General features: G+C 57.0%; 15 protein-coding genes. 7 read left to right on the top strand and 8 right to left on the bottom strand.

The window, feature by feature from the left end:
• Nucleotides 1-52 precede the first annotated feature (52 nt).
• A complete protein-coding gene (locus FKG94_RS13660) occupies nt 53-469 on the bottom strand; it encodes a globin family protein (RefSeq protein WP_142904900.1) in 417 nt (138 codons plus the stop codon).
• Nucleotides 470-937: 468 nt separating this feature from the next.
• On the opposite strand from FKG94_RS13660, the gene FKG94_RS13665 reads away from it, so the two are divergent.
• A complete protein-coding gene (locus FKG94_RS13665; RefSeq protein ID WP_179957644.1) occupies nt 938-1,600 on the top strand; it encodes a glutathione S-transferase family protein in 663 nt (220 codons plus the stop codon).
• Between the two features lie 147 nt (nt 1,601-1,747).
• Here FKG94_RS13665 and FKG94_RS13670 read toward each other — a convergent pair whose 3' ends face one another.
• Nucleotides 1,748-2,119: a hypothetical protein gene (locus tag FKG94_RS13670; protein WP_142904901.1), complete on the bottom strand. Its 372-nt coding sequence runs from the start codon at nt 2,117-2,119 to the stop codon at nt 1,748-1,750.
• Nucleotides 2,120-2,390: 271 nt separating this feature from the next.
• Between FKG94_RS13670 and FKG94_RS13675 the strand changes: the two genes are divergently transcribed.
• Complete coding sequence (locus FKG94_RS13675) at nt 2,391-2,843, top strand: TrfB-related DNA-binding protein (protein ID WP_142904902.1); 453 nt, start codon at nt 2,391-2,393, stop codon at nt 2,841-2,843.
• Between the two features lie 27 nt (nt 2,844-2,870).
• Here FKG94_RS13675 and FKG94_RS13680 read toward each other — a convergent pair whose 3' ends face one another.
• Together FKG94_RS13680 and FKG94_RS13685 are read right to left on the bottom strand one after the other, a co-directional pair.
• Nucleotides 2,871-3,494: a MiaE family protein gene (locus tag FKG94_RS13680; RefSeq protein WP_142904903.1), complete on the bottom strand. Its 624-nt coding sequence runs from the start codon at nt 3,492-3,494 to the stop codon at nt 2,871-2,873.
• On the bottom strand, nt 3,491-3,955 hold the full coding sequence (locus FKG94_RS13685; protein WP_142904904.1) for a DUF1289 domain-containing protein: 465 nt from the start codon (nt 3,953-3,955) through the stop codon (nt 3,491-3,493). Before FKG94_RS13685 ends, FKG94_RS13680 begins: the two co-directional genes overlap by 4 nt.
• 526 nt (nt 3,956-4,481) lie before the next feature.
• Here FKG94_RS13685 and acnB point away from each other — a divergent pair.
• Entirely contained in the window at nt 4,482-7,097 is a 2,616-nt protein-coding gene (acnB, locus tag FKG94_RS13690; RefSeq protein WP_142904905.1) for a bifunctional aconitate hydratase 2/2-methylisocitrate dehydratase, read from the top strand.
• Nucleotides 7,098-7,296: 199 nt separating this feature from the next.
• On the opposite strand, the gene FKG94_RS13695 is transcribed toward acnB, so the two are convergent.
• Both FKG94_RS13695 and FKG94_RS13700 read right to left on the bottom strand, forming a co-directional pair.
• Entirely contained in the window at nt 7,297-8,679 is a 1,383-nt protein-coding gene (locus FKG94_RS13695; protein WP_142904906.1) for an SLC13 family permease, read from the bottom strand.
• Nucleotides 8,680-8,848: 169 nt separating this feature from the next.
• Entirely contained in the window at nt 8,849-10,195 is a 1,347-nt protein-coding gene (locus FKG94_RS13700; RefSeq protein WP_142904907.1) for a GntP family permease, read from the bottom strand.
• Between the two features lie 415 nt (nt 10,196-10,610).
• Between FKG94_RS13700 and FKG94_RS13705 the strand changes: the two genes are divergently transcribed.
• Nucleotides 10,611-11,528 carry a MurR/RpiR family transcriptional regulator gene (locus FKG94_RS13705; RefSeq protein ID WP_142904908.1) on the top strand — a complete coding sequence of 306 codons (918 nt, stop codon included), beginning with the start codon at nt 10,611-10,613 and terminating at the stop codon, nt 11,526-11,528.
• Between the two features lie 551 nt (nt 11,529-12,079).
• Nucleotides 12,080-14,962: a TonB-dependent receptor gene (locus FKG94_RS13710; RefSeq protein WP_179957645.1), complete on the top strand. Its 2,883-nt coding sequence runs from the start codon at nt 12,080-12,082 to the stop codon at nt 14,960-14,962.
• A 188-nt stretch (nt 14,963-15,150) separates the two neighbouring features.
• Here FKG94_RS13710 and FKG94_RS13715 read toward each other — a convergent pair whose 3' ends face one another.
• Nucleotides 15,151-16,845 carry an L-lactate permease gene (locus FKG94_RS13715; RefSeq protein WP_142904910.1) on the bottom strand — a complete coding sequence of 565 codons (1,695 nt, stop codon included), beginning with the start codon at nt 16,843-16,845 and terminating at the stop codon, nt 15,151-15,153.
• 200 nt (nt 16,846-17,045) lie between these two features.
• On the opposite strand from FKG94_RS13715, the gene FKG94_RS13720 reads away from it, so the two are divergent.
• Nucleotides 17,046-18,173 (top strand): WD40 repeat domain-containing protein, encoded by a 1,128-nt coding sequence (locus FKG94_RS13720; protein WP_179957646.1) that lies wholly within the window; start codon nt 17,046-17,048, stop codon nt 18,171-18,173.
• 149 nt (nt 18,174-18,322) lie between these two features.
• Nucleotides 18,323-19,531 carry a mandelate racemase/muconate lactonizing enzyme family protein gene (locus FKG94_RS13725; protein ID WP_142904912.1) on the top strand — a complete coding sequence of 403 codons (1,209 nt, stop codon included), beginning with the start codon at nt 18,323-18,325 and terminating at the stop codon, nt 19,529-19,531.
• Between the two features lie 362 nt (nt 19,532-19,893).
• Here the strand turns inward: FKG94_RS13725 and FKG94_RS13730 are convergent, their stop codons facing one another.
• Nucleotides 19,894-20,565 carry an SDR family oxidoreductase gene (locus tag FKG94_RS13730; protein ID WP_142904913.1) on the bottom strand — a complete coding sequence of 224 codons (672 nt, stop codon included), beginning with the start codon at nt 20,563-20,565 and terminating at the stop codon, nt 19,894-19,896.
• Nucleotides 20,566-20,568 lie beyond the last annotated feature (3 nt).

Genomic DNA, 20,568 nt, shown 5'->3' on the forward strand with positions numbered 1-20,568 from the left:
CGACTGCTATTCTGACAGGCGGACCGCAAAATGCATTTCGGCTTACGGTGAATCAGGCAACCCGGGAATTCGCCGCGTCTATCATCGTCGAAGAGAGCAGCGCATAAGCTTGCGTCCAGGCCGCTTTAACCTCATCGTTGAAATCTTCGCCCAAACCCTGTTCCAGCGTCCATAACAGCGCCTCACCGACGGTGGCATAGTGACGATTCTCTACCCCGTAACCGACATGGCGCAGAGCCAGGTCCTGCAATGCCGGCACCAGTTCCTCGAGCTGCGTAAGTTTGCTCACCACCGTGCCGATCATACGCATCAACTTAACACCCTGCGCTTTCATATCGCCGGTGAACAGAGGCTGGACTGTCGGATCGAGAGCGAACAGCCGGTCGTAGAACAACTGCGCGGCGGTCTCCGAAATGGGCACGACCTTGGCAAAAGTCGATCGGACCAATGTAATTTGTTCGGGAGTCACTTTTTTTCTCCTGGGTTTTGCTTTCACAACCCGGTTGCAGCGAGACATCCTGCCGGTGTTTGATTTTTGACACCGGCTAGTCGCGCGCTCGCAGGACATTTGACTGTGCCGTGATAATGTCACTGTTCAGCCGCAATCACCGGACCTCTACCACTGCAATCGCAGACAAGTACCCACAGTATAGACACGCCTGACACCACGGCTAGCGCAGGCCGGAAAAATCCTGGAAAAGCAATTGCCCCGCGCCGGCCGACACAGCCGCCACACTGCCGATAACGTCACGCGTCGACGTTGAGGCGCACAGCAGAACCATGATAACAACCCCGACAAAGCCCAACCTGGGGTACGAAAACCTTTCGCCTGAGTCCATTATCGAGCAAAATAGCGTGCACGTAATTATTGGCGTCGTACCCGGCCCGACCGCGGTGTCCGCCCGGCGCCCGGACACTTTGGCATTGGAGTACCTACATGATTACCCTTTACGGTTTTGCCGCCAGCAACTACTACAATATTGTTAAACATACGCTGCTGGCCAAGGAGATAGACTTTACCGAGACAGTGGTCTACACCGGCAATAAAGGTGACGATTACCTGTCCAAGAGTCCCATGGGTAAAGTGCCTTGTATAGAAACTGAGCAAGGCTGCCTGTCCGAGTCCAGTGTCATCATCGATTATCTGGAAGACGCCTATCCCGAAAAACCCTTGTACCCGAGCGATCCGTTTGCGCGGGCGAAAGTGAGGCAGATCACAAAAATTGCGGAACTCTACATCGAATTACCGGCCCGGCGTCATATTCCTGAGGTAGTGGCGAAGACGCCCAGACTGGAGGAAGCTTATAAGGAAGCGGGCGGAGTCATCAAAAAAGGGCTCAGGGCACTGGACCGACTGCGCGGCGATGGCCAGTTTCTGTTTGGCGATAAATTGACCTATGCGGATATCTACACGCGCTATTGTCTAAAAGTCGGCAAGCTGGTCGGCTATAAGATTTACGACTGGGACATACTGGAAGACTTCGAGCGGTTAAAGGCCTGGGATCGGGCCATGGCGGAGGATCCCATCTCCCGCAAGGTGGATGCCGACGCTGCCGCAGCGCAGGAGGCTTTTTTCGCCAAAGTCAGACAACAAACCTGAAGCGAAAAACGCCGCTGCAGGTGACCGGTTGCCGCTGGTTTGACACGCCGGTATTGCAAAGCGTTATCACGGGTTGAACGCTTTATAGCCCGACGGGAAGGACAAAGCCCTAGTTATAGTCCACCGGCGGCGCAATCGATACCGGTTTTACTCGCCGTCTTCATCACCCTCGTCGCGATAGCGCTGCGTCGACCGCCAGCCCTCATGGACCAACTGGTTCTCAAGCTCAATCAGCCGGTCGGTTGCCGCTTCGATCTGATCGTTTAGCACCGCATTGGAAAACTCTTCATCAAACGGCCAGCGCTGTTTACTCCAGCGCTTTTCAAGCGCGGTAAACTGACCCCTTTCCTCCGCCTGAATTAATAGGCTGCCCCAAGCCGTTTGTTCGAGTCGCGCAGCTTCCAGCCGTTGCCGGCAGCTCACAACGTCGCCATCCTGACCCGGTCCACAGAAAAAGTTCTCCCGTTCATCCTTCTTTTTATCATCACGCCCCATTTTCGCTTGAGTGGTGGTCATCAATCTGTTACCCGCCATTGCCTAATCGGTTATCTGACTGCCGCCGGTGCCGGCATCACACGCCTAAACCGTCGCCAAAAACCAACACATAAAACCTCGGTAAAGCTTGAGACAGCCCTAATGTACCAAACCGCAACTCCATAGTCCTATTTAGTATCGAGATGAATTTAACAATACTATTTTTTTATATGTAAATATGTACTATTTAATGCATAGAAGAATATTTTTAAAATGTATTTTTATACATATTTAAAATAACGAGAGCACTTTTGCCATGACAGAAAACTATATATGGGAATGCAAAGGGCCGAAAGGAACTTTAGAATCCATGGTAACTGAGACTTTAAAACCGACAAATCAGGAAGATAAATTGAAATTGACGACTCACCAATTTGATATCGCAGTGGTTGAAATGCCGCGTTTATCAGAAAAAATGCGCGAGGCGATGTGGCGCGTTGTCGTCAACGGCGACTCGCAACGAGAAGTGGCCGTCAGTATGGACCTCTATCAAAATCATCTGAACACCAACATCAACAACCTCAGGGCAATTTACCTGGCCAAGGTTGAGGAGAATGGTTTTGTCTCCAGAGAGATGCTGGTCCCCGTCCATCTGGCACAGGCCATCGAGGACATTGAAGTGTCCACCACCAGACACTTGCTGGAGTATCAGCAGATCCAGCGCAAATTGAAACAACAGCCCGACTCGGAGCCGGAACAGAGTGACTAATCCGACCGACCGGTTGGTTCTCGCTGACTACTCGCAGACCCGATCACAAACCAAAGGTCCGCTGTGAAACCTGAATTCACGATCCCCTTGCAGTACTAACGACTGCTCAACAGCCAAAAAAGTATCAATCCTTGCGGCAATACTCTCACCTGCGGCAACTTTCTCCGCCAGACCCAGATAATCCTGGTAGTGACGCGCCTCAGACTTCAACAGCGACAGATAAAAAGTTTTTAATTCCTCATCGAGGTGGGGCGCAAGCTTGGCAAACCGCTCGCAGGAGCGCGCTTCGATGACCGCACCGACAATCAGCGTATCGATTAACCTGCCCGGCTCAGTGCTGCGCACCGACTTGCGCAGCTCGGCGGCATAGCGCGAGGCACTTATCTGCCGGTAGTCGATGCCACGTTTTTCCATCAGCGCAATCACCTGCTCAAAATGTCGCAACTCTTCCCGCGCCAGACGTGACATTTTATTGAGCAGCTCAAAGTCGTCCACATACCGGTACATCAGATTCATGGCAGTGCTGGCGGCCTTTTTTTCACAGTTGGCGTGATCGATCAGCAACAGCGCCGGATTTTCCAGGGCGGTGGCGATCCAGTCGTCGGGCGTTTCGCAGCGCAAAAACTGCACGATATGATCGATTGGCGTCATAGACAAACCTGGCGAATTTCACCCGGGGCAATATAGCGGTCGTAGTGGGCACAGGAAAGTGTGTAGTAATCGGCATCGATCATTTCCTTGATCCTGACCAGTCCGATATTCCTGCTGGCCGGTTGCAGCCGCAGACCATAGGCATCAAGATCGGCGATCTGACTGGCGCCGGCGCGCAGCAGGTCAAATACCCAACAATAGGGATTGCGGCTGCGATCAAAACGAATTTGCTGGTGCTCGATCTGGGCCAACAATCGGGTCTCATCCACAATCTCGAGGCGGGTCTGCACCACCTGGGTCAGAAAGCCCTCCAGCCGCCGGGCAATAGTGGCGCGCTGACTGTGGGTATAGGCGTTCCAATCGATGACCTCGTGGGCGAAGCGCTTGCAACCGCGACACACAGCATCGCCGATGCCGGTCGAGCAAATGCCCACGCAGGGGGTGCGGATTGGTTTAATCATAAAGCAGTGAAACACGGTTTTGGCGCTGTCGGGTCCAGATAATACCAGCGACTGCACCGGGGTGCCTTAGTTTTGTCATATCGGTTAAATGGCAACGGGTAACCTCATTACATCGACGTCGTCGTTTGCACCCGTGATTATAAAGGTAACAATAACGGGAAAAGTGATGAGGGCAGACTCGGGCGGATACCAGATGCAAGACTTGCGCATCCCCCTGGGGTGAGGCTGCCTGCACAGGAAAACCAGCGGCAAGAGGTCGCCGGCGCAGCGCCTGACCCGGTTCGCATCCAAGCCCCACATCCAACTGAACCGGATCGGAGGGACTGTTCTATAGTAATACAACGACTGACAACTATATCACCCGAGCGGGAGCCGGTGTCGCAATGCAGTGCAAAGCCCCTCCTAAGTCGTTGATTTTACTATTAACTTAACAGCCAACTGCGAATAGTGTAAAATCTCGGCCCCGCTGCGGGGCGTTGCGGCCCCGATTCATCGATGTGGCTATCATAGAGTGAGGAACACAACCGTGCTTGAAGCTTACCGTAAACATGTGGAAGAACGCTCAGCAGAAGGCGTCCCCCCCAAGCCCCTGGACGCCCAACAGGTCGCCGAGTTAGTAGAGTTGCTGAAAAATCCACCTGCCGGTGAAGAAGGCACACTCCTCGATCTGATCACCCACCGGGTTCCTCCCGGCGTCGATGAGGCCGCCTATGTCAAGGCCGGCTTCCTCAGCGCCATTATCAAAGGCGAAGCCAGTTCCCCGCTGATCAGCGAAGCCGCCGCGGTGCAACTGCTCGGCGGTATGCACGGCGGTTATAATATTGAAACCCTGGTGGAGCTGCTCGATAACGCCGAACTCGGCGGCCTCGCTGCCGGGGAACTCAAACATACACTGTTGATGTTTGACGCCTTTCACGACGTCAATGAAAAAGCCGAAGCCGGCAACGAGCAAGCCAAAGCCGTCCTGCAATCCTGGGCCGAGGCCGAGTGGTTCACCAGTCGCCCCAAGGTCCCCGAGAGCATCAAGGTCACCGTTTTCAAAGTTACGGGTGAAACCAATACCGATGACCTCTCCCCTGCCCAGGACGCCTGGTCGCGACCCGATATCCCGCTGCACGCCAATGCCATGTATAAAATGGAGCGCGAGGGCCTCACCCCCGACCAGCCCGGCACCCTGGGTCCCCTCAAGCAAATCGAAGCCATCAAGGCCAAGGGCTACCCGGTGGCCATGGTGGGCGATGTGGTGGGCACCGGCTCATCCCGCAAATCCGCTACCAACTCCGTGCTCTGGTTCTTCGGCGACGACCTGCCCGGCGTGCCCAACAAGCGCGGTGGCGGCATCTGTATCGGCGGCAAAGTGGCGCCGATCTTCTACAACACCATGGAAGATGCCGGCGCCCTGGTGTTCGAGGCACCGGTGGACGAGCTGAAGATGGGCGACATCATCGAAATTCGACCCTACGACGGCAAAATTCTGTCGGAAGGCGGCGAAGTATTGTCGGAGTTTGCCCTCAAGTCCGACGTGCTGCTGGATGAGGTGCAGGCCGGCGGCCGTATTCCGCTGATTATCGGCCGCGGCCTGACCAGTAAAGCCCGCGAGGCGCTGGGCCTCGGCGAGTCGACGGCCTTTCGCAAACCGGCGCAACCCACCGATACCGGCAAGGGTTATACGCTGGCCCAGAAAATGGTCGGCCGCGCCTGCGGTGTGGAGGGCATACGTCCCGGCACCTATTGCGAGCCGAAAATGACCACGGTGGGATCTCAGGACACCACCGGACCCATGACCCGCGACGAACTCAAAGACCTCGCCTGCCTGGGCTTTTCCGCCGACCTGACAATGCAGTCCTTCTGCCACACGGCCGCCTACCCCAAACCCGTGGATATCGATACCCAGCATTCTCTGCCGGACTTCATCATGAACCGCGGCGGCGTTTCGTTGCGCCCCGGCGACGGTATCATTCACAGTTGGCTCAACCGTATGCTGCTGCCCGACACCGTAGGTACCGGCGGCGACTCCCACACGCGTTTTCCGATCGGTATTTCTTTTCCGGCCGGCTCCGGTCTGGTGGCGTTCGCCGCCGCCACCGGTGTCATGCCGCTGGATATGCCGGAGTCGGTGCTGGTGCGCTTCAAGGGCGAGATGCAACCGGGCATTACGCTGCGCGACCTGGTGCACGCCATTCCCTACTACGCCATTAAGCAGGGCCTGCTGACGGTAGAGAAAAAAGGTAAGAAAAATATTTTCTCCGGCCGCGTCCTGGAGATTGAGGGGCTGCCCGATCTGAAGGTGGAGCAGGCATTTGAACTGTCCGACGCCTCCGCCGAGCGCTCCGCCGCCGGTTGCACGATCAAACTGGACGAAGCGCCGATTCGCGAATACCTGACCTCCAATGTGACGCTGCTGCGCTCGATGATCAAAAACGGTTACGGCGATGTTCGCACCCTCGAGCGCCGCGCCCGCAGTATGGAACAATGGCTCGACAATCCCGAACTGATGGCGGCCGATGCCGACGCCGAATACGCCGCCGTTATCGATATCGATCTGGCCGAGATCAAAGAGCCGATTCTCTGCTGCCCCAATGACCCGGACGACGCCAGACCGCTGTCGGAAGTTCAGGGCGACACGATCGACGAAGTGTTTATCGGCTCCTGCATGACCAATATCGGTCACTTCCGCGCCGCCGGCAAACTACTCGACGCCACTGACGAAGAACTCTCCACCCGCCTGTGGCTGGCACCGCCGACCAAGATGGACGCACACCAGTTGATGGAAGAGGGTTTTTACAATATCTACGGCCGCAAGGGTGCGCGTATGGAAATGCCCGGCTGTTCTCTGTGCATGGGCAATCAGGCGCGTATCGCACCCAAGTCCACAGCCATTTCGACCTCGACGCGCAACTTCCCCAACCGCCTCGGTGCCGGCGCCAATGTTTATCTCGGCTCGGCCGAATTGGCGGCGGTAGCAGCGGTCATGGGTAAGCTGCCGACACCGGCAGAGTATCTGGCGTACGCCAACAAAATCAACAGTATGGCGGGCGATATTTACCGCTATCTCAATTTCAACGAGATACAGGCTTTCCAGGACGCCGCCGACGAGGGCAAGAAGATTGCCGCGGTTGAAATTCAGGAGGTCGCTGTGTAAGCCGCCTCGCCAGGCGCAGGGTGCGGTGTAAAAAGCCGGCGGCCCTCACGGTAAAAAAACCCGCCTGCCCGGCGGGTTTTTTATTTCCCGGCGCAGCGATGAAAACGCCACAGTGCGGTTAAGAGAAGGCTAGTGCTTCGACCAATAAAGATTTTCACCTAAGCGACCTCAGTGCAACCGAAGTGAAAATCTTTTCTGATCAAAGCACTAGGTTGCTCAACACAAAACAAGTCACCAGGCTAACCACCATCACCCCGATAAAATTCAACACCACCCCTACTCTCGCCATCTCTGTAATGGTAAACAAGCCGCTGCTGTAGGCCACCGCGTTGGGCGGTGTCGCCACCGGCAGCATAAACGCGCAACTGCAACTGATGACCGCCGGTACCATCAGCAGCGCCGGCTCGATGCCGGCGGCCAAGGCCGCCGCCGCCAGCAGCGGCATCAACAACACCGCGGTGGCCGCATTACTGGTGACCTCGGTCAGAAACGTCACCGCCAGGCAAATAAGCCCCAGTGTTACCAGCAGCGGCAAGGCCACAAAGCCAGACAGGGATTCGCCGATGGACTGACTCAAACCGGTGGCGGAAAAACTCCGGGCAATACAGATGCCCGATCCGAATAAAATCAAAATCCCCCAGGGAATCCGCTCGGCACTCTGCCAGTCCAACAGTTTTCCACCTTTGCCGTTGGGAATTAAAAACAGGGCGATGGCCGCCAGCAAGCCGACGCTGGCATCATTGGCCGAATTCAAACCCGCCAGTTCGCTCCAGCCGCCAAACGGCTCCTTGCGCGTAATCCACAACAACGCCGTCACCGAAAATACCGCCAGCATGCGTTTTTCCTCCGCGCGCCAGCGACCCACATCCGGCAGTACCAAGGGCTCGGCGCGAGCCAGCCGGCGGGTAATCCACCAGCAGATGATCGGCAGGAACACCAGCGTTACCGGCAACGCCATGCCCATCCACTGCGTAAAACTCAACTCCGTGCCGGTGGTTTCCTGGTAGACCTGCATAAACACCAGGTTGGTGGGTGTGCCTATCGGCGTGGCGACACCGCCCACACTCGCGCCGTAGGCAATACCCAACATCACCGCAACAGCGAGCAGGCGATCGCGGCTCTGTTCAAGCACCGCCAGCGCGATGGGCAGCAACATCAGCGCCGTGGCGGTATTGGAAATCCACATACTTAGCACCGCCGCGGCCAACATAAAACCCGCCACCAGTCGCCAACCGCCGGCCGCACCGGTCAGGTTCACCATCGCCAGCGCCAGGCGCCGGTGGGCGCCGCTTTTTTCCATCGACGCCGAGAGCATAAACCCTGCCAGCATCAACAGCACAATCGGACTGCCGTAGGCCTGCCCCACCTGCGCCGGGGTCAACACCCCTGTCAGCGTAAACACAGCAATCGGAATCAACGCGGTGGCGGCAATGGGCAGCGCTTCAAAAATCCACCACACGGCACAGAGCACCGTCACACCGGCGGCGATAGCGGCGTCCATCGGCCAGGCGTTGGCTTGCATGGCAATCACAGTAATCAACGCCAGGGTGGGACCAGAAAACAAAGCAGCACGTTTTACCATTTTTTCACTCTACTGTTTTTATCTAAAAATAGTGTCTGAAAATAATGTCTGAAAGCTTTTTCCGCCGCGCCGGGCCGCTTGCCGGGTCAGGAGAGTTTTGTCGGCCGGAGCAGTTTTAGGCCGCCAGATCGCACCACCGGGTTGGTGCGACACCTCGGCAATAGCCGGGTTAAAGCAGCCACAAACTCAACAACCAAACCACGAACGCCGCGATGGAACCCTGTACCAGGGAACCGAGGGTTTGCAGTTTATATCCCTGCTGCACGGTCATACCCGAGAACTGGGTAACCACCCAAAAATAACTGTCGTTGGCGTGGGACACGACCATGGAGCCGGCGCCGATGGCCACCACCACCAACGCCTTGGCCACCGCCGTGTCGAAACCGAGGCTGTCCATCAACGGCGCCAGCAGACTGGCGGTGGTAACAATGGCGACGGTCGAGGAGCCCTGGGCGGTTTTAATCGCAGCGGCAACCAGAAACGGCAGCAGTATCCCCAACTGCCAGTCCGCCATGCGAGCGCCGATCACCTCGCCGATTTGCGAGGCCTGTAAGACACTGCCGAAGGCACCGCCCGCGCCGGTGATCACAATAATCACCGCAGCGGCGGCAATCGCCTCGCCGATCCAGCCGCGATCGGAGAGAATCCTGGCATCGAGGCGTCGCGGAATCGCCAATACCAGCATCACGCCAATCAACAGCGCCACCGATGGCTGCCCCACGAACACCAGGAAGTTGACCCACTGCCCATCGGCAAAGGGCCGGCTCGGCAACTCGGCGATCGAGCGCAGCACAATCAAGCCGATCGGAAACAAAATCGGCAGCGCCGCGGCCAGCGCCGAGGGCTGCTTGCTTGACATCAGCTCCCACTCCTGCAACTCGTCGCGGCCGGCATCGGCGCCTTCGCCGAGCGTCACTTTGGAAGCCACATAAACCGCAAACAGAATACCGCCGATCAACGCCACCAGGCTGACCACCAGCCCCCACACGATAACCAGCCCCAGGTCGGCCTCGAGAATACCGGCGGCGGCGACCGGCCCCGGCGTCGGCGGCACCATCGAATGAGTGGCGAACAACCCCAGGCTCAACGCCACCGCCCCCGCCGCCAGCGAACCGCCGGCCTTTTTAACCAGGGCTTTATTTACCGGCGACAACAGCACGAAGCCCGAATCGCAGAACACCGGCATGGACACCAGATACCCGACCACGCCCATGGTCGGGGTGGTGTTTTTCTTACCGGTCAAACGCAGCACCGCCTGGGCGATTTGCTGCGCACCACCCGACTTCTGCAAAAAAGTACCGATAATGGAGCCCCCGACAATGACGATGCCGATATAGCCGATGGTATCGCCAAAACCCCGATTGACCGCCGCGACCACTTCGACCAGCGGCATACCGCTGAAAACACCAAAGCCGAATGCGGCAAAAACCAGGGCGGCGAAGGGATGCAGTTTGTAGACACTGGTGGATACGACAATGAATAACACGGCGACTATAAGCAGCGCGATCAACGACATAGGCCGATCTCTCCGAAAAAGTTTCCCCACTGATACCGGAAGCGACCATGACCTCCAGCTAGCGGACGGGTTGTTATTGGGTTGTTATTGAAACTTGGATGCATTGTAATTATTATTAACCAAATTCAAGGCAAAAGGCTATAGTGTTATTTTTACTACATATCGTGACAGCAATAGTAGCACTGTTTTGAGTCATACATATATCCCGATACAAAACTGGATTCCGTGCCCGGGGTGATGGCAAACTGGCTCTTTACGCCACCCGCCGGGCGAGACCCCGACGCAACACCGTTGCATAACTGCCGGGCAGCGCGAGGCGAGTGATAAAATGCCGTCGCAGTGGTTTGGCTGTTATGAAGCAGTGTCTAAATACCTGAGTAACACTTCCAAACACCAGCAATGATAGAGAGGCGCAGTGGCAACCATTTCAGATTTACTGAAGTTCAATTGGAACGAGCTGACCAAAAGCGACAAAAAGGTCGGGCGTGCACTCTTGTCGGCCTACCCACTGGCGGGCCTCGAAACCCTGGCGGATTTGGCGGAACGGGCGCAGGTCAGCGTGCCCTCGGTGATTCGCTGTATCAAGAAGCTCGGCTTTGACGGCTATCCGGAATTCCAAAAGGCGCTGCACCGGGAAATTCAGATCGCCATGAGCAGCCTGCTCACCACCGACAACAGCGGCACGCCCGCAGCGCCGGAAACCCAGCACGACGTCGATGACGGGGTGCGCCTGTTGCAGCAGTCGATTGCGGAAACGTTCGATCGGGTACAACTCTCAGAGCTGCGCGCCGTGGCAAACCTGTTATCAGACCCCCGCAGCCGAATCCTGGTTGTGGGCGGTATCGTCAGTCAGGTACTGGCCCGGTACTTTCACACCTATATGATCCGTATTCGCCCCAATATCGATTTGGTGGAGAACAATCCCCTCGAACGCTCGGAGCGCCTGCTGGATATCAACAAAAAAGACATAGTCGTGGTGTTCGATTTTCCCAACTATGACAACGACAATATTTCCTTCGCGCGACTGGCAAAGGAACGCAACGCCGCCGTCGTGCTGTTTACCGACCAGGCCATGTCCCCGATCTCCAATTTTGCGGACTCGGTGATTACCTCCAGTACCAAATCGGCCTCCCTGTTCAACTCCATGGTACCCGCCATGTCGATTCTCGAAGCCCTGTTTTCGGAGTTGGTGCTGATTATCGGCACCAAAGCCCGCGATCGGATCAAACGCCTGTCCGGCGTGCCGGGGGATGTGGCGGTAAACTGGGACCGGGAACACGACGACGATGTCAAAGCCGGTGCTCACCACAGTCTGATCGGCCGCCTCACCTGAAGGCAGGTCCTTTAGGGTACTGCCACCACCGCTATCCACTTCTTAATGCCTAACGGCACCTGCGGTCACTCGCTCTCTCACTGTATAGATCGGCCAGACCCGGATGGCACTCGATTCAGGTACCTAGTTGTGATGGTGCTTAAGCGAAAGTGTGCTAATTGATCGGTCTGCCTCTGGAGGGCACTTTCAGAAACACGCCGTGAACCCGTCCATGGGGGCTTCACGACAGCATCCCTGCTGTCGAGAGTTTCTGAAAGTGCCCTCCAGAGGCAGACCTACCCTCGTATCTTTAACCAAGGTCGGTGTGGCTAAAGTCAAGGTCAATAAACTGTACAAATCTGTTTAAGTCCCATCACAACTAGGTACCTGAATCGAGCGCCATCGCGACCAGCCCCCTGTCACCGAAGATTACTGCTAGACGTTCATATCTTCATGTTATATATTTTACAAAATATAAAAAATTTATATATTTTGTAGTTTAAAAATACAAAAAATAATACTGATGTACCCGATACATCAGAAAAAGCAGTGACAGAGCGATGAGGAGAGTTATGAAAACCCAATCAAAAGTTCTTTATAAACAAGAACTTAAAAAAACCTATAGATATATCCTGGATACCCTGAGACCCGCCTTTGCCGTGCCGGCACTGATGTTATCGCTGGGCGTGGCCGCCCAGGACGGCGGGGTCATCGGGCGGGTCACAGACCCCGACAACAACAAGCTCCAGGGCGCCGTGGTGATGATCGAGACGCTCGGGAGAAGAGTGGTCACCGACGCCGAAGGGCGCTTTCGCCTGCAGGGCCTGCCGGACGGCACCTACCAGGTCACCGTCGACTACCTCGGCTTCGAGCCGATCGAGGGCAGCGTCACCATCGCGGGCGGCGATGCCGTCAGTCAAGATTTCCGCTTTGGGGAAGACACTGTCGAGTTGGAGGTTATCGAAGTGGTCGGCAGCCGCGCCGCCATTATGTCGGCGCTGAACCAGGAGCGCGCCTCCGACACCCTGAAGACCATTATCGCCTCCAGCGATGCGGGCAAGTTTGCCGACCAGAATATCGCCGAAGCCCTGCAGCGACTGCCGGGTATTTCCATTGAGCGTTCCGACGGCGAAGGGCGCTTTGTCAGTGTGCGCGGGCTGGGTCCGAATTTCACCAACGTCAAGCTGAACGGCGCCCGCGTGCCCTCGACCGAAACCGCGCCCGACCGCGACCGGGCGGTGGCCCTGGATATCATACCGTCGGAGTTATTGGAGAACCTGGAGGTCAGCAAAGTCGTCACCGCCGCCGACGACGGCGATACCATCGGCGGCACGGTATCGATCCGCAGCCTGTCGGCGTTTCAGCGCGACGGCCAGTATGTCTCCTACAAAGCTGAACTGGGTTACGACGAGCGCGCCGAGGAAGACGCCTACAAAGCCTCGCTGATTTACTCGAACCTGTTTGCCGACAACACCTTCGGTATCGCCATCTCGCTGACCGCTCAGGATCGGGACTACCTGATCGAAAATATCGAGGGCGACGAAGGCGACGGCATTCTCGATCTCGACGGTACGGAAACCCTCGGGCGCCTGGACCTGCGCACGCTGGACCTGGGCCGCGAGCGCCGCTCGGCCAATATCAATCTGGATTACCGGCCCACCGATTCGGCCCGCTATTTTGCCCGTTTTACCCACTCCTACCTGCTGGAAACCGAATTCCGCAACCGGGTATCGAACCAGTTTCGCGACGACCCGGAACTCTCGGGAACCAACCGGGGCCGCGGCGACAACCTGCGCGTGCGCAAAGAGTTTCGCGACCAGGATGAAGAGCAGGAAATTCAGACCATCTCCATCGGCGGTGAAAACTTTGTCGGTCCCTGGAGCTTCGCCTACAACGCCTCCTTCTCCGAAGCGACTCGCGAGGAGGACGATTTTCGCGCGCGTTTCCAAAACCGCAGAATCGACAATGTCAACTTCCGGTTCGGCACTGACAGCTATCTATTGGAACCCGCAACCCCCGCAGACCTGGCCGATTTCAACGATCGCAGCGACTACGAATTCGATCGCTTTCGCATCACCACCGAAGACTCCGAGGACAAGAACACCGAGTTCACGCTCGACGTGCACAGGGATATGGACTGGGGCAACCTTAAGTTCGGCGCCAAGTACTTCAAACATGAAAAAGTCAACGATATTGAAAACAACGAGTACGAGGACGCCTTCAACGAGGCCGAGGATATTACGCTCGCCGATTTCCAGGCGTTTACACCGGATTTCTCCCTCGGCGACTGGGGTCCCGGCGCCCGGGTTCCGGAGGTTATCAATTTCTATCAACGCCAGTTTGCCCAGGGTAACGTGGATGCCACCGACGACGGCGATATCCGCGACAACCTGATCGACGGCTTTGTCAACGACTACGATTCCGAGGAGGAAATCCTTGCCGTCTACGCCCTGGGTAATTTCAATATCGGCGAGAACATGGTCTTGAATGCCGGTGCCCGGGTGGAGCAAACCGATTTCAGTTCCGCCGGCTTTGTCGTCAACACCGGCGATTTCAGCGGCGCTCTCGCCAGCCCGGTCAGATTCGACAAGGACTATACCGATGTGATGCCGTCGGCGAATCTGCGCTGGAACATCCGCGACGACCTGGTCTTTCGGGCCGGGATTTTCCGCTCCGTGGTACGTCCGTCCTTTGCCCGCAACAATCCCGGTATCGCCGTGGATTTTGACGAACTGGACAATGAACTCAACGTGCAGGCGGGTAATCCGAACCTCGAGCCCTTCAGCGCCAACAACCTCGACCTGAACCTGGCCTGGTATCCGGAAGCAGTGGTGGCGGTGTTGCAGGCGGGTATTTTTTACAAAGATATCGACGACTTTATCTTCCGCGCGACCGTCGATGAGGACTCCCGTGTCGGGCAGGAAATTATTAATCGTTCCGGCGATCCCCGTTTCGCCACCGCATCGGATATCGATATCCGCACCTCGCTCAACGGCGAGTCGGCCAAGGTCACGGGGCTGGAACTGTCCTACTACCAGGAACTGCCCGCCGGCTTTAACATTGCCGCCAACGCCACCTTTGTCGACAGCGAAGCCGATTTGGAAACGCGGCAGGTGTCGCTGATCGGCCAGGCCGACGTCACCGGTAACCTCACGCTCGGCTGGGCCGATGAGAAATGGGACCTGCGCCTGAGCGCTGCTTACACCGACGACTTTCTGGTGCGTATCAATGATGAAGAGAACGTCAACAACGATTCTTATACCAATGCGCGGACCCAGGTCGACTTCGATCTCAAATACCAACTCAACGACCGGGTGCAGATTTACTTCGACGCGCTTAACCTGACCGAGCAAGAAGAATTCAATGAGTTCCGTTCCAGTGGTTCGGGTTTCGTGCAACAGTACCAGAACATTGAGCGGACTTTTCTGATTGGGGTGCGCGGTAGTTTTAAGTAACGGCTGGGGTTTATTTGGCGAATTAATACCAATCGGCCCGACTCTTGCCACTCAACCTCCGGGGACTCTACGCCAGCATCCGGGCTGGCGAAGGTCTCGAACCCTTGCACCCGGTAAGGACCTTATATCGAGGTCCTCCCTTTCCTGGTTAGGCACCCTCGCGGTGCCTTTTTTTATCCGTTTTCTCGCTAGTTCAACAGCGGATCGCCAAGCTCCAGCACGTGTACCGCCAATAGTCCCAACAACCCCACCACCACGATATAGTAAAGCATTGGCAGTATGGTCTTGCGCAGGGTCGCACCCTCGCGGCCCAACAATCCGACAGTGGCCGAAGCGGCTACCACATTATGGATGGCGATCATATTACCGGCGGCCGCACCGACCGACTGCAAGGCGACAATCAGCACACCCGACATCTTCAAACTCTCAGCCACCCCGTGTTGAAACAGCGCAAACATCAGATTGCTGACCGTATTACTGCCGGCGATAAAAGCGCCCAGCGCGCCTATGGCCGGCGCCAGCAACGGCCATACCGCGCCGGTTTTGATCGCCACCCACTCGGCCATGGCAATCGGCATACTCGGCAGGTCCAGCGCGTTAACACCCGAGTGAATATAAATACGCACCATCGGAATGGTGAACACCAGCACGAAGCCCGCTCCCAGCAACAACCGGGCGGAATCGCCGACGGCCCCTTTGAGCGCTTTGGCGGACATCTTATGCAGCCAAACAGTAATGGCCACCACCACAATAAAAACAAACGCGGGCAGATACAGCGGCGTGGTCGCGGCATTGATACCGGTGCCAAGAATATCGCTCCAACTGAGGGTCACACTTTTCAGCCAGTCGCCAACCGGCAGATCGCGCAGGCGCGTCAGTACCAGCAGCAGCGCGACCAGCAGGTAAGGTGTCCAGGCCCGGGCATAGGACATGGCGGGTCGATCAGTTGGGGGCGGAGCTTCGACCTTCAAGGTACCTATCCACTCTGCCGGCCACTGGGAGGTCGGGGCGAAGTCCCAGCGATCCGCCGGCACCAGAAATTTTCGATGGGCGGCAAAGGTTACCAATGCCATACCGGTCAAGGCGCCGATAATCGAGGGAAACTCGGGTCCCAGCAACAACCCGGTGAGCGTATAGGGCAAGGTGAACGCCAGCCCCCCGAACAGGGCGAAAGGAAGAATAGACAAACCCTCAGTCCAGGATTTGTTGCGTCCAAAAAAGCGGGTCATCATCATCACCATTAACAACGGCATCGCGGTGCCGGCAATCGCGTGCAATATCACCGCCTTGGCACTGATCAGCAGCAGATAATCATTGAAGATCAAGCCAACCTCAGCCAACTGCGCGTTGAGCGCGGGGTTTTCCAGACCGCCGGCGATCCCCACCAGCACCGGCGTGCCGGCCGCGCCGAACGTCACCGGCGTGCTCTGCGCCATCATCCCGAGCATCACCGCCGCCATCGCCGGAAACCCGAGCGCCACCAGCAGCGGCGCGGCAATGGCCGCCGGGGTGCCGAAACCCGCCGCCCCTTCGATAAAACAGGCAAACAACCAGGCAATAATCACCACCTGCACCCGCCGATCATCGCTGATAGTGTCAAAGCCGCTGCGAATCACGGCAATGGCACCGGATCGCTGCAACGTATTCAACAGCAGGATTGCGCCAAAAATAATCAACAGAATATTCCCGGTGATAAACAGCCCCTCGATACTGGCCGCCACGATATGCACCAGCGGCACCTGCCAGGCGAACCCGGCAATCACAGCGGCGCAAATAAAAACCGCCGGCATGGCTTTCAGCGCCGGCATTTTGCAACCGACCAGCAACACGCCGGCCAGTAAAATCGGCACGACGGCCAGTAACGCCTGAAGCGGCAGACTCATGGTAACGCACTCCTGTCGGGTAGCAGGGCGATCGGGTTGGATAGATGTGCGACTGGCCGGAAGCCATTAATCACGCATGTATTAAAAATTACATATTGTTGTTTATTTTTACAGAATGGTTTAAATTTAACACGCCTGCCCAATTTATCAAAACGATAAAAGCAGCTATAAAAACAACATTATTCGATGTGGGAGAGCGCATGAGTATCGCGAGCTACACTACGGCTCTGCTGGTGACGGCAGGGCTATTGCTGCACTGTCCGCCGGTTCTGGCCGGGGGCAAACTCGGACTGAATCATATCTGGTCGCGACTGGCAGACCTGAACGGCGAACTGGGGTCGGTCGAATCGGCGGAGTTTTCCCCGGACAGTCGCTACATTGTCTCCGGCACAAAATTTGATAACAGCGTGCGCATCTTCCGCACCGCCGACGGTCATCAACTGTGGGAACATACCCTGGCCCAGGAAATCGAACGGGTGGCCTGGACCCGCGACGGCCGCCAGGTGTGTTCCGTCAGCGAGGACGGTATGCTAAATGTGTTCGACGTCGACACTGGCCGTATTGTTTTCAGCCACGAACACGGCAACGGAATCGACGGTCTCAGCGCCTCCCACGATGGCAAGTACCTGGTAACGGGACGGGAGAGAATCAACGGCAAGGGCGTCAGCAAAGTCTTTCGCACCGGCGATTGGTCGCTGGTAAAAGAATTACCCCACCCGGGCACGGTCAACGAGCTGGACTTCTCATCGGACGATAAATATCTGGCCGCCGCGGGTGATTTTCACGTGAGGATATGGCGTGTCAGCGACTGGAAACTGCACAAAGAAATCAAACTGGATAAAAAACATTACTTTACCGACGCCAAGCACATTTATATCAACACCCGTTTCAACCCGGACGACAGTCTGCTGGCAGTGGGCGCGACCCAGGGTTACGTTTACTTTATCGATGTCGACACCGGCGAGATCATCCGGCGTATGAACAAATCGGGCCAGAAAACTGAAACCGTTGAGTGGACCAAGGACGGGCGTTATTTTTTAGTAGCGGGCCACGGCAGCAGTATCGATTTTTTTAAAGTCGAGCACATCCTGAATCGGGATATCGGCAACGACGCCATCCCCTATGCGCTGCGCGCACCGGTGACCGACTCCCTGGAATATATGGACTTCAACGCCGCCGGCACCCTGTTGACCACCGCCCACCAGGACGGCACCGTGCAACTGTGGACCTTTATGTCGGACGACCCGTTAATCAACCAGCGGCGCCACCGGCAGGTGCGCGCGGAGCAGGATGCCAAGGCGAAAAAGGCCGGCAAAAAAGTCGAATAGCGCCGGCCCAGTAGCGTCGAGCCGAGTTGACACCCCTATGTAGCGGTGAAAAGATCGATGCGGAAACAGCCCATGCAAAACAGTAACCCTAACTGTACTCGGAACCCACTGGCGCAATAACCTATCTCAATCCGGAGGCTTTCATCACTATGAATCGACGCGCATTTTTTAAAAGCACCGCGACCCCCCTGTCGCTGGCAGTGGCGGGCAGCCTGGCGCCCCTGGCAGCGCCGGTGCTGGCCCGGGAGCGGGGCCAGGCAAAGATCGCTCAGGTTGAGGCCTTTGCCGTGCCGAAAGCTATCTATGCCAAAGTCACCGATGACGCCGGTAACACCGGCTGGGGTGAATGCGGCCACGATGGCGGTGCGCTGGTGGCGGGCGTCGTCAAACAGTACCTGCGACCTGAATTGATCGGCGGCGATGTGTTCGATACCGAGCCCCTGTGGGCCAAACAGTTTCACGAAATCGATGAAATCGGCCCGGGCGGCCTGGCTTCACAGGCAATGGCAGGGGTGGATGCGGCGCTGTGGGACCTGCGCGGCAAACTGCTGGGCGTTCCCGTCTACAAACTGATTGGCGGCAAGTTCCGCAGCAAGTTTCCGATTTACGGTTCCTTCAGCCGCAGTAAAGGCCGCGGTAAATATCGCACGCCAGAGGAGTGCGCGCGCTACGCCGAAGACCTGATGGAAGACGGCTTTCAAGCCATTAAACTGCGGCTCGGTATCCGCGAGGAAAACCAAGACCCCGCCGATGACCCCGCCCTGCCCTGCGCCAAAGCCGTGCGCAACGTCATCGGCGACGATGTGCCGCTCTATGTGGATGCCAACAACGGTTACTCACCGGCCCGAGCCATTCAAATCGGTCGCGCCCTGATCGATGAATGCAATGTGTCGGTGTTCGAGGAGCCCGTGGCCCAATATCAATACGGTTCCTTGGCCAAGGTCGCCGAGGCACTGCCGATGTTTATCGCCGGCGGCGAACACGAGTACACCAAGTGGGCGTTTCGCGATCTTATCCTGCACGGCAAGGTCACGCTGCTCACTCCCGATGTCAGCAAACTGGCCGGCATCACCGAGGCCAAGAAGGTTGCGGCCCTGGCGGAAGTCTTCGACTTGCCGATGTCCGTCCACAACGCCCGGCCGACGTTGCTGACCGCCGCGCACTGGCACTACGTGGCCAGTTGCCAGAGCGCCCACCGCCCCCAGGAGCACCCGGGCAACAAACGCCACAGTCATTTGTGGAAATACTTCGAGAATAAAATTACCGTTAGCGACGGTTATGGTTATGTCTCTGAGGAACCCGGTCTCGGTCTGATCGTCAATGAAGCGGCTATCAGGCGCGATCAGTTGGGTGTTTGAGCAAGCGCCAGTGGGACGCCTGCAACTTAGCAACTGATTAAATTCACTGCGGTATATCGATCCAGTAATATGTACTTAAGTTGCTAAGTTGCAGGCGTCCCGAATGGCACTGCCTTAAGCGTATTTTCATGGGTTTATCGATCGCCGAACCAGTCGCATCGACCTCGATTAGGCGTACTGAAGGGAGGTCTGGCTCTGGCTGAAGCCTTCAGAAACTCTCGACAGCAGGGATGCTGTCGGGAAATCCCCATGGACGGGTTTACGATGTGTTTCTGAAGGCTTCAGCCAGAGCTAGACCGGTCAACTAGCACATAGTTGCTTAAGGCAGTGCCATTCCAGGCGTCCCCAACCTATAATGCGGTTCACACCCACCCCCCAGCCAGCGGAATCACCTGCCCCACCATATGCCGGGTCCGGGGCAGAGCCAGATACAGGGCCAGCTCCGCCGTTTCACCCGCCTCTCCCACCCGCTTGGCGGGCACCATCTGTTGCAAGTGCGCCTTGAATTTATCGGTGGTGATAAAACCCTCGGGGTAATAAGTATCGTTCTTGATATAGTTCTGCGCAATCGCATTGACCTGCACATTGAACTTCGCCAGCTCCAGCCCCACCGCGCGAATAAACGCATTCTGGGCACCGCGGGCGGCGCAGTAACCACTGGCATGGGGTATGCCGCGCAGGGGCGCGGCGCTGGTAATGGCGATAATCTTGCCGCTGCCAGCCTCCTTCATCGCGCCGGCAAAGTGTCGCACCACGCGCATCAAGGGATGCACCAGGCTGTCAAACAACGCAAACCAATCGCCATCCTCGATAGTGTCGACCGCGGCGGTAAGCGGCGGCTGGGCGAAATTGGCAATTAATACATCGGTGGGCCCGGCCCGCTGTGCCAGCGCCTCTACATCCGCGGCACTGGCAAGGGCCCCGGTGTCGGCAACAATCTCAGCACCGGCAGCGCCAAAACGCGCGGCAATAGCCGGCCCCATATAGCGATCAGCGGCGGTGACAACCACCTTGGCACCGGATAAGTCTGTCATATC

It is taken from the genome of Exilibacterium tricleocarpae, from assembly GCF_007004655.1.
Lineage (GTDB): Bacteria > Pseudomonadota > Gammaproteobacteria > Pseudomonadales > Cellvibrionaceae > Exilibacterium > Exilibacterium tricleocarpae.

Bases quoted from the DNA above. Each gene is read 5' to 3' on its own strand.
- FKG94_RS13720 (WP_179957646.1), top strand. From the start codon at position 17,046: ATGAGTATCGCGAGCTACACTACGGCTCTGCTGGTGACGGCAGGGCTA.
- FKG94_RS13675 (WP_142904902.1), top strand. From the start codon at position 2,391: ATGACAGAAAACTATATATGGGAATGCAAAGGGCCGAAAGGAACTTTA.
- FKG94_RS13730 (WP_142904913.1), bottom strand. From the start codon at position 20,565: ATGACAGACTTATCCGGTGCCAAGGTGGTTGTCACCGCCGCTGATCGC.
- FKG94_RS13725 (WP_142904912.1), top strand. From the start codon at position 18,323: ATGAATCGACGCGCATTTTTTAAAAGCACCGCGACCCCCCTGTCGCTG.
- FKG94_RS13665 (WP_179957644.1), top strand. From the start codon at position 938: ATGATTACCCTTTACGGTTTTGCCGCCAGCAACTACTACAATATTGTT.
- FKG94_RS13710 (WP_179957645.1), top strand. From the start codon at position 12,080: ATGAAAACCCAATCAAAAGTTCTTTATAAACAAGAACTTAAAAAAACC.
- FKG94_RS13695 (WP_142904906.1), bottom strand. From the start codon at position 8,679: ATGGTAAAACGTGCTGCTTTGTTTTCTGGTCCCACCCTGGCGTTGATT.
- FKG94_RS13700 (WP_142904907.1), bottom strand. From the start codon at position 10,195: ATGTCGTTGATCGCGCTGCTTATAGTCGCCGTGTTATTCATTGTCGTA.
- FKG94_RS13680 (WP_142904903.1), bottom strand. From the start codon at position 3,494: ATGACGCCAATCGATCATATCGTGCAGTTTTTGCGCTGCGAAACGCCC.
- FKG94_RS13685 (WP_142904904.1), bottom strand. From the start codon at position 3,955: ATGATTAAACCAATCCGCACCCCCTGCGTGGGCATTTGCTCGACCGGC.
- FKG94_RS13715 (WP_142904910.1), bottom strand. From the start codon at position 16,845: ATGAGTCTGCCGCTTCAGGCGTTACTGGCCGTCGTGCCGATTTTACTG.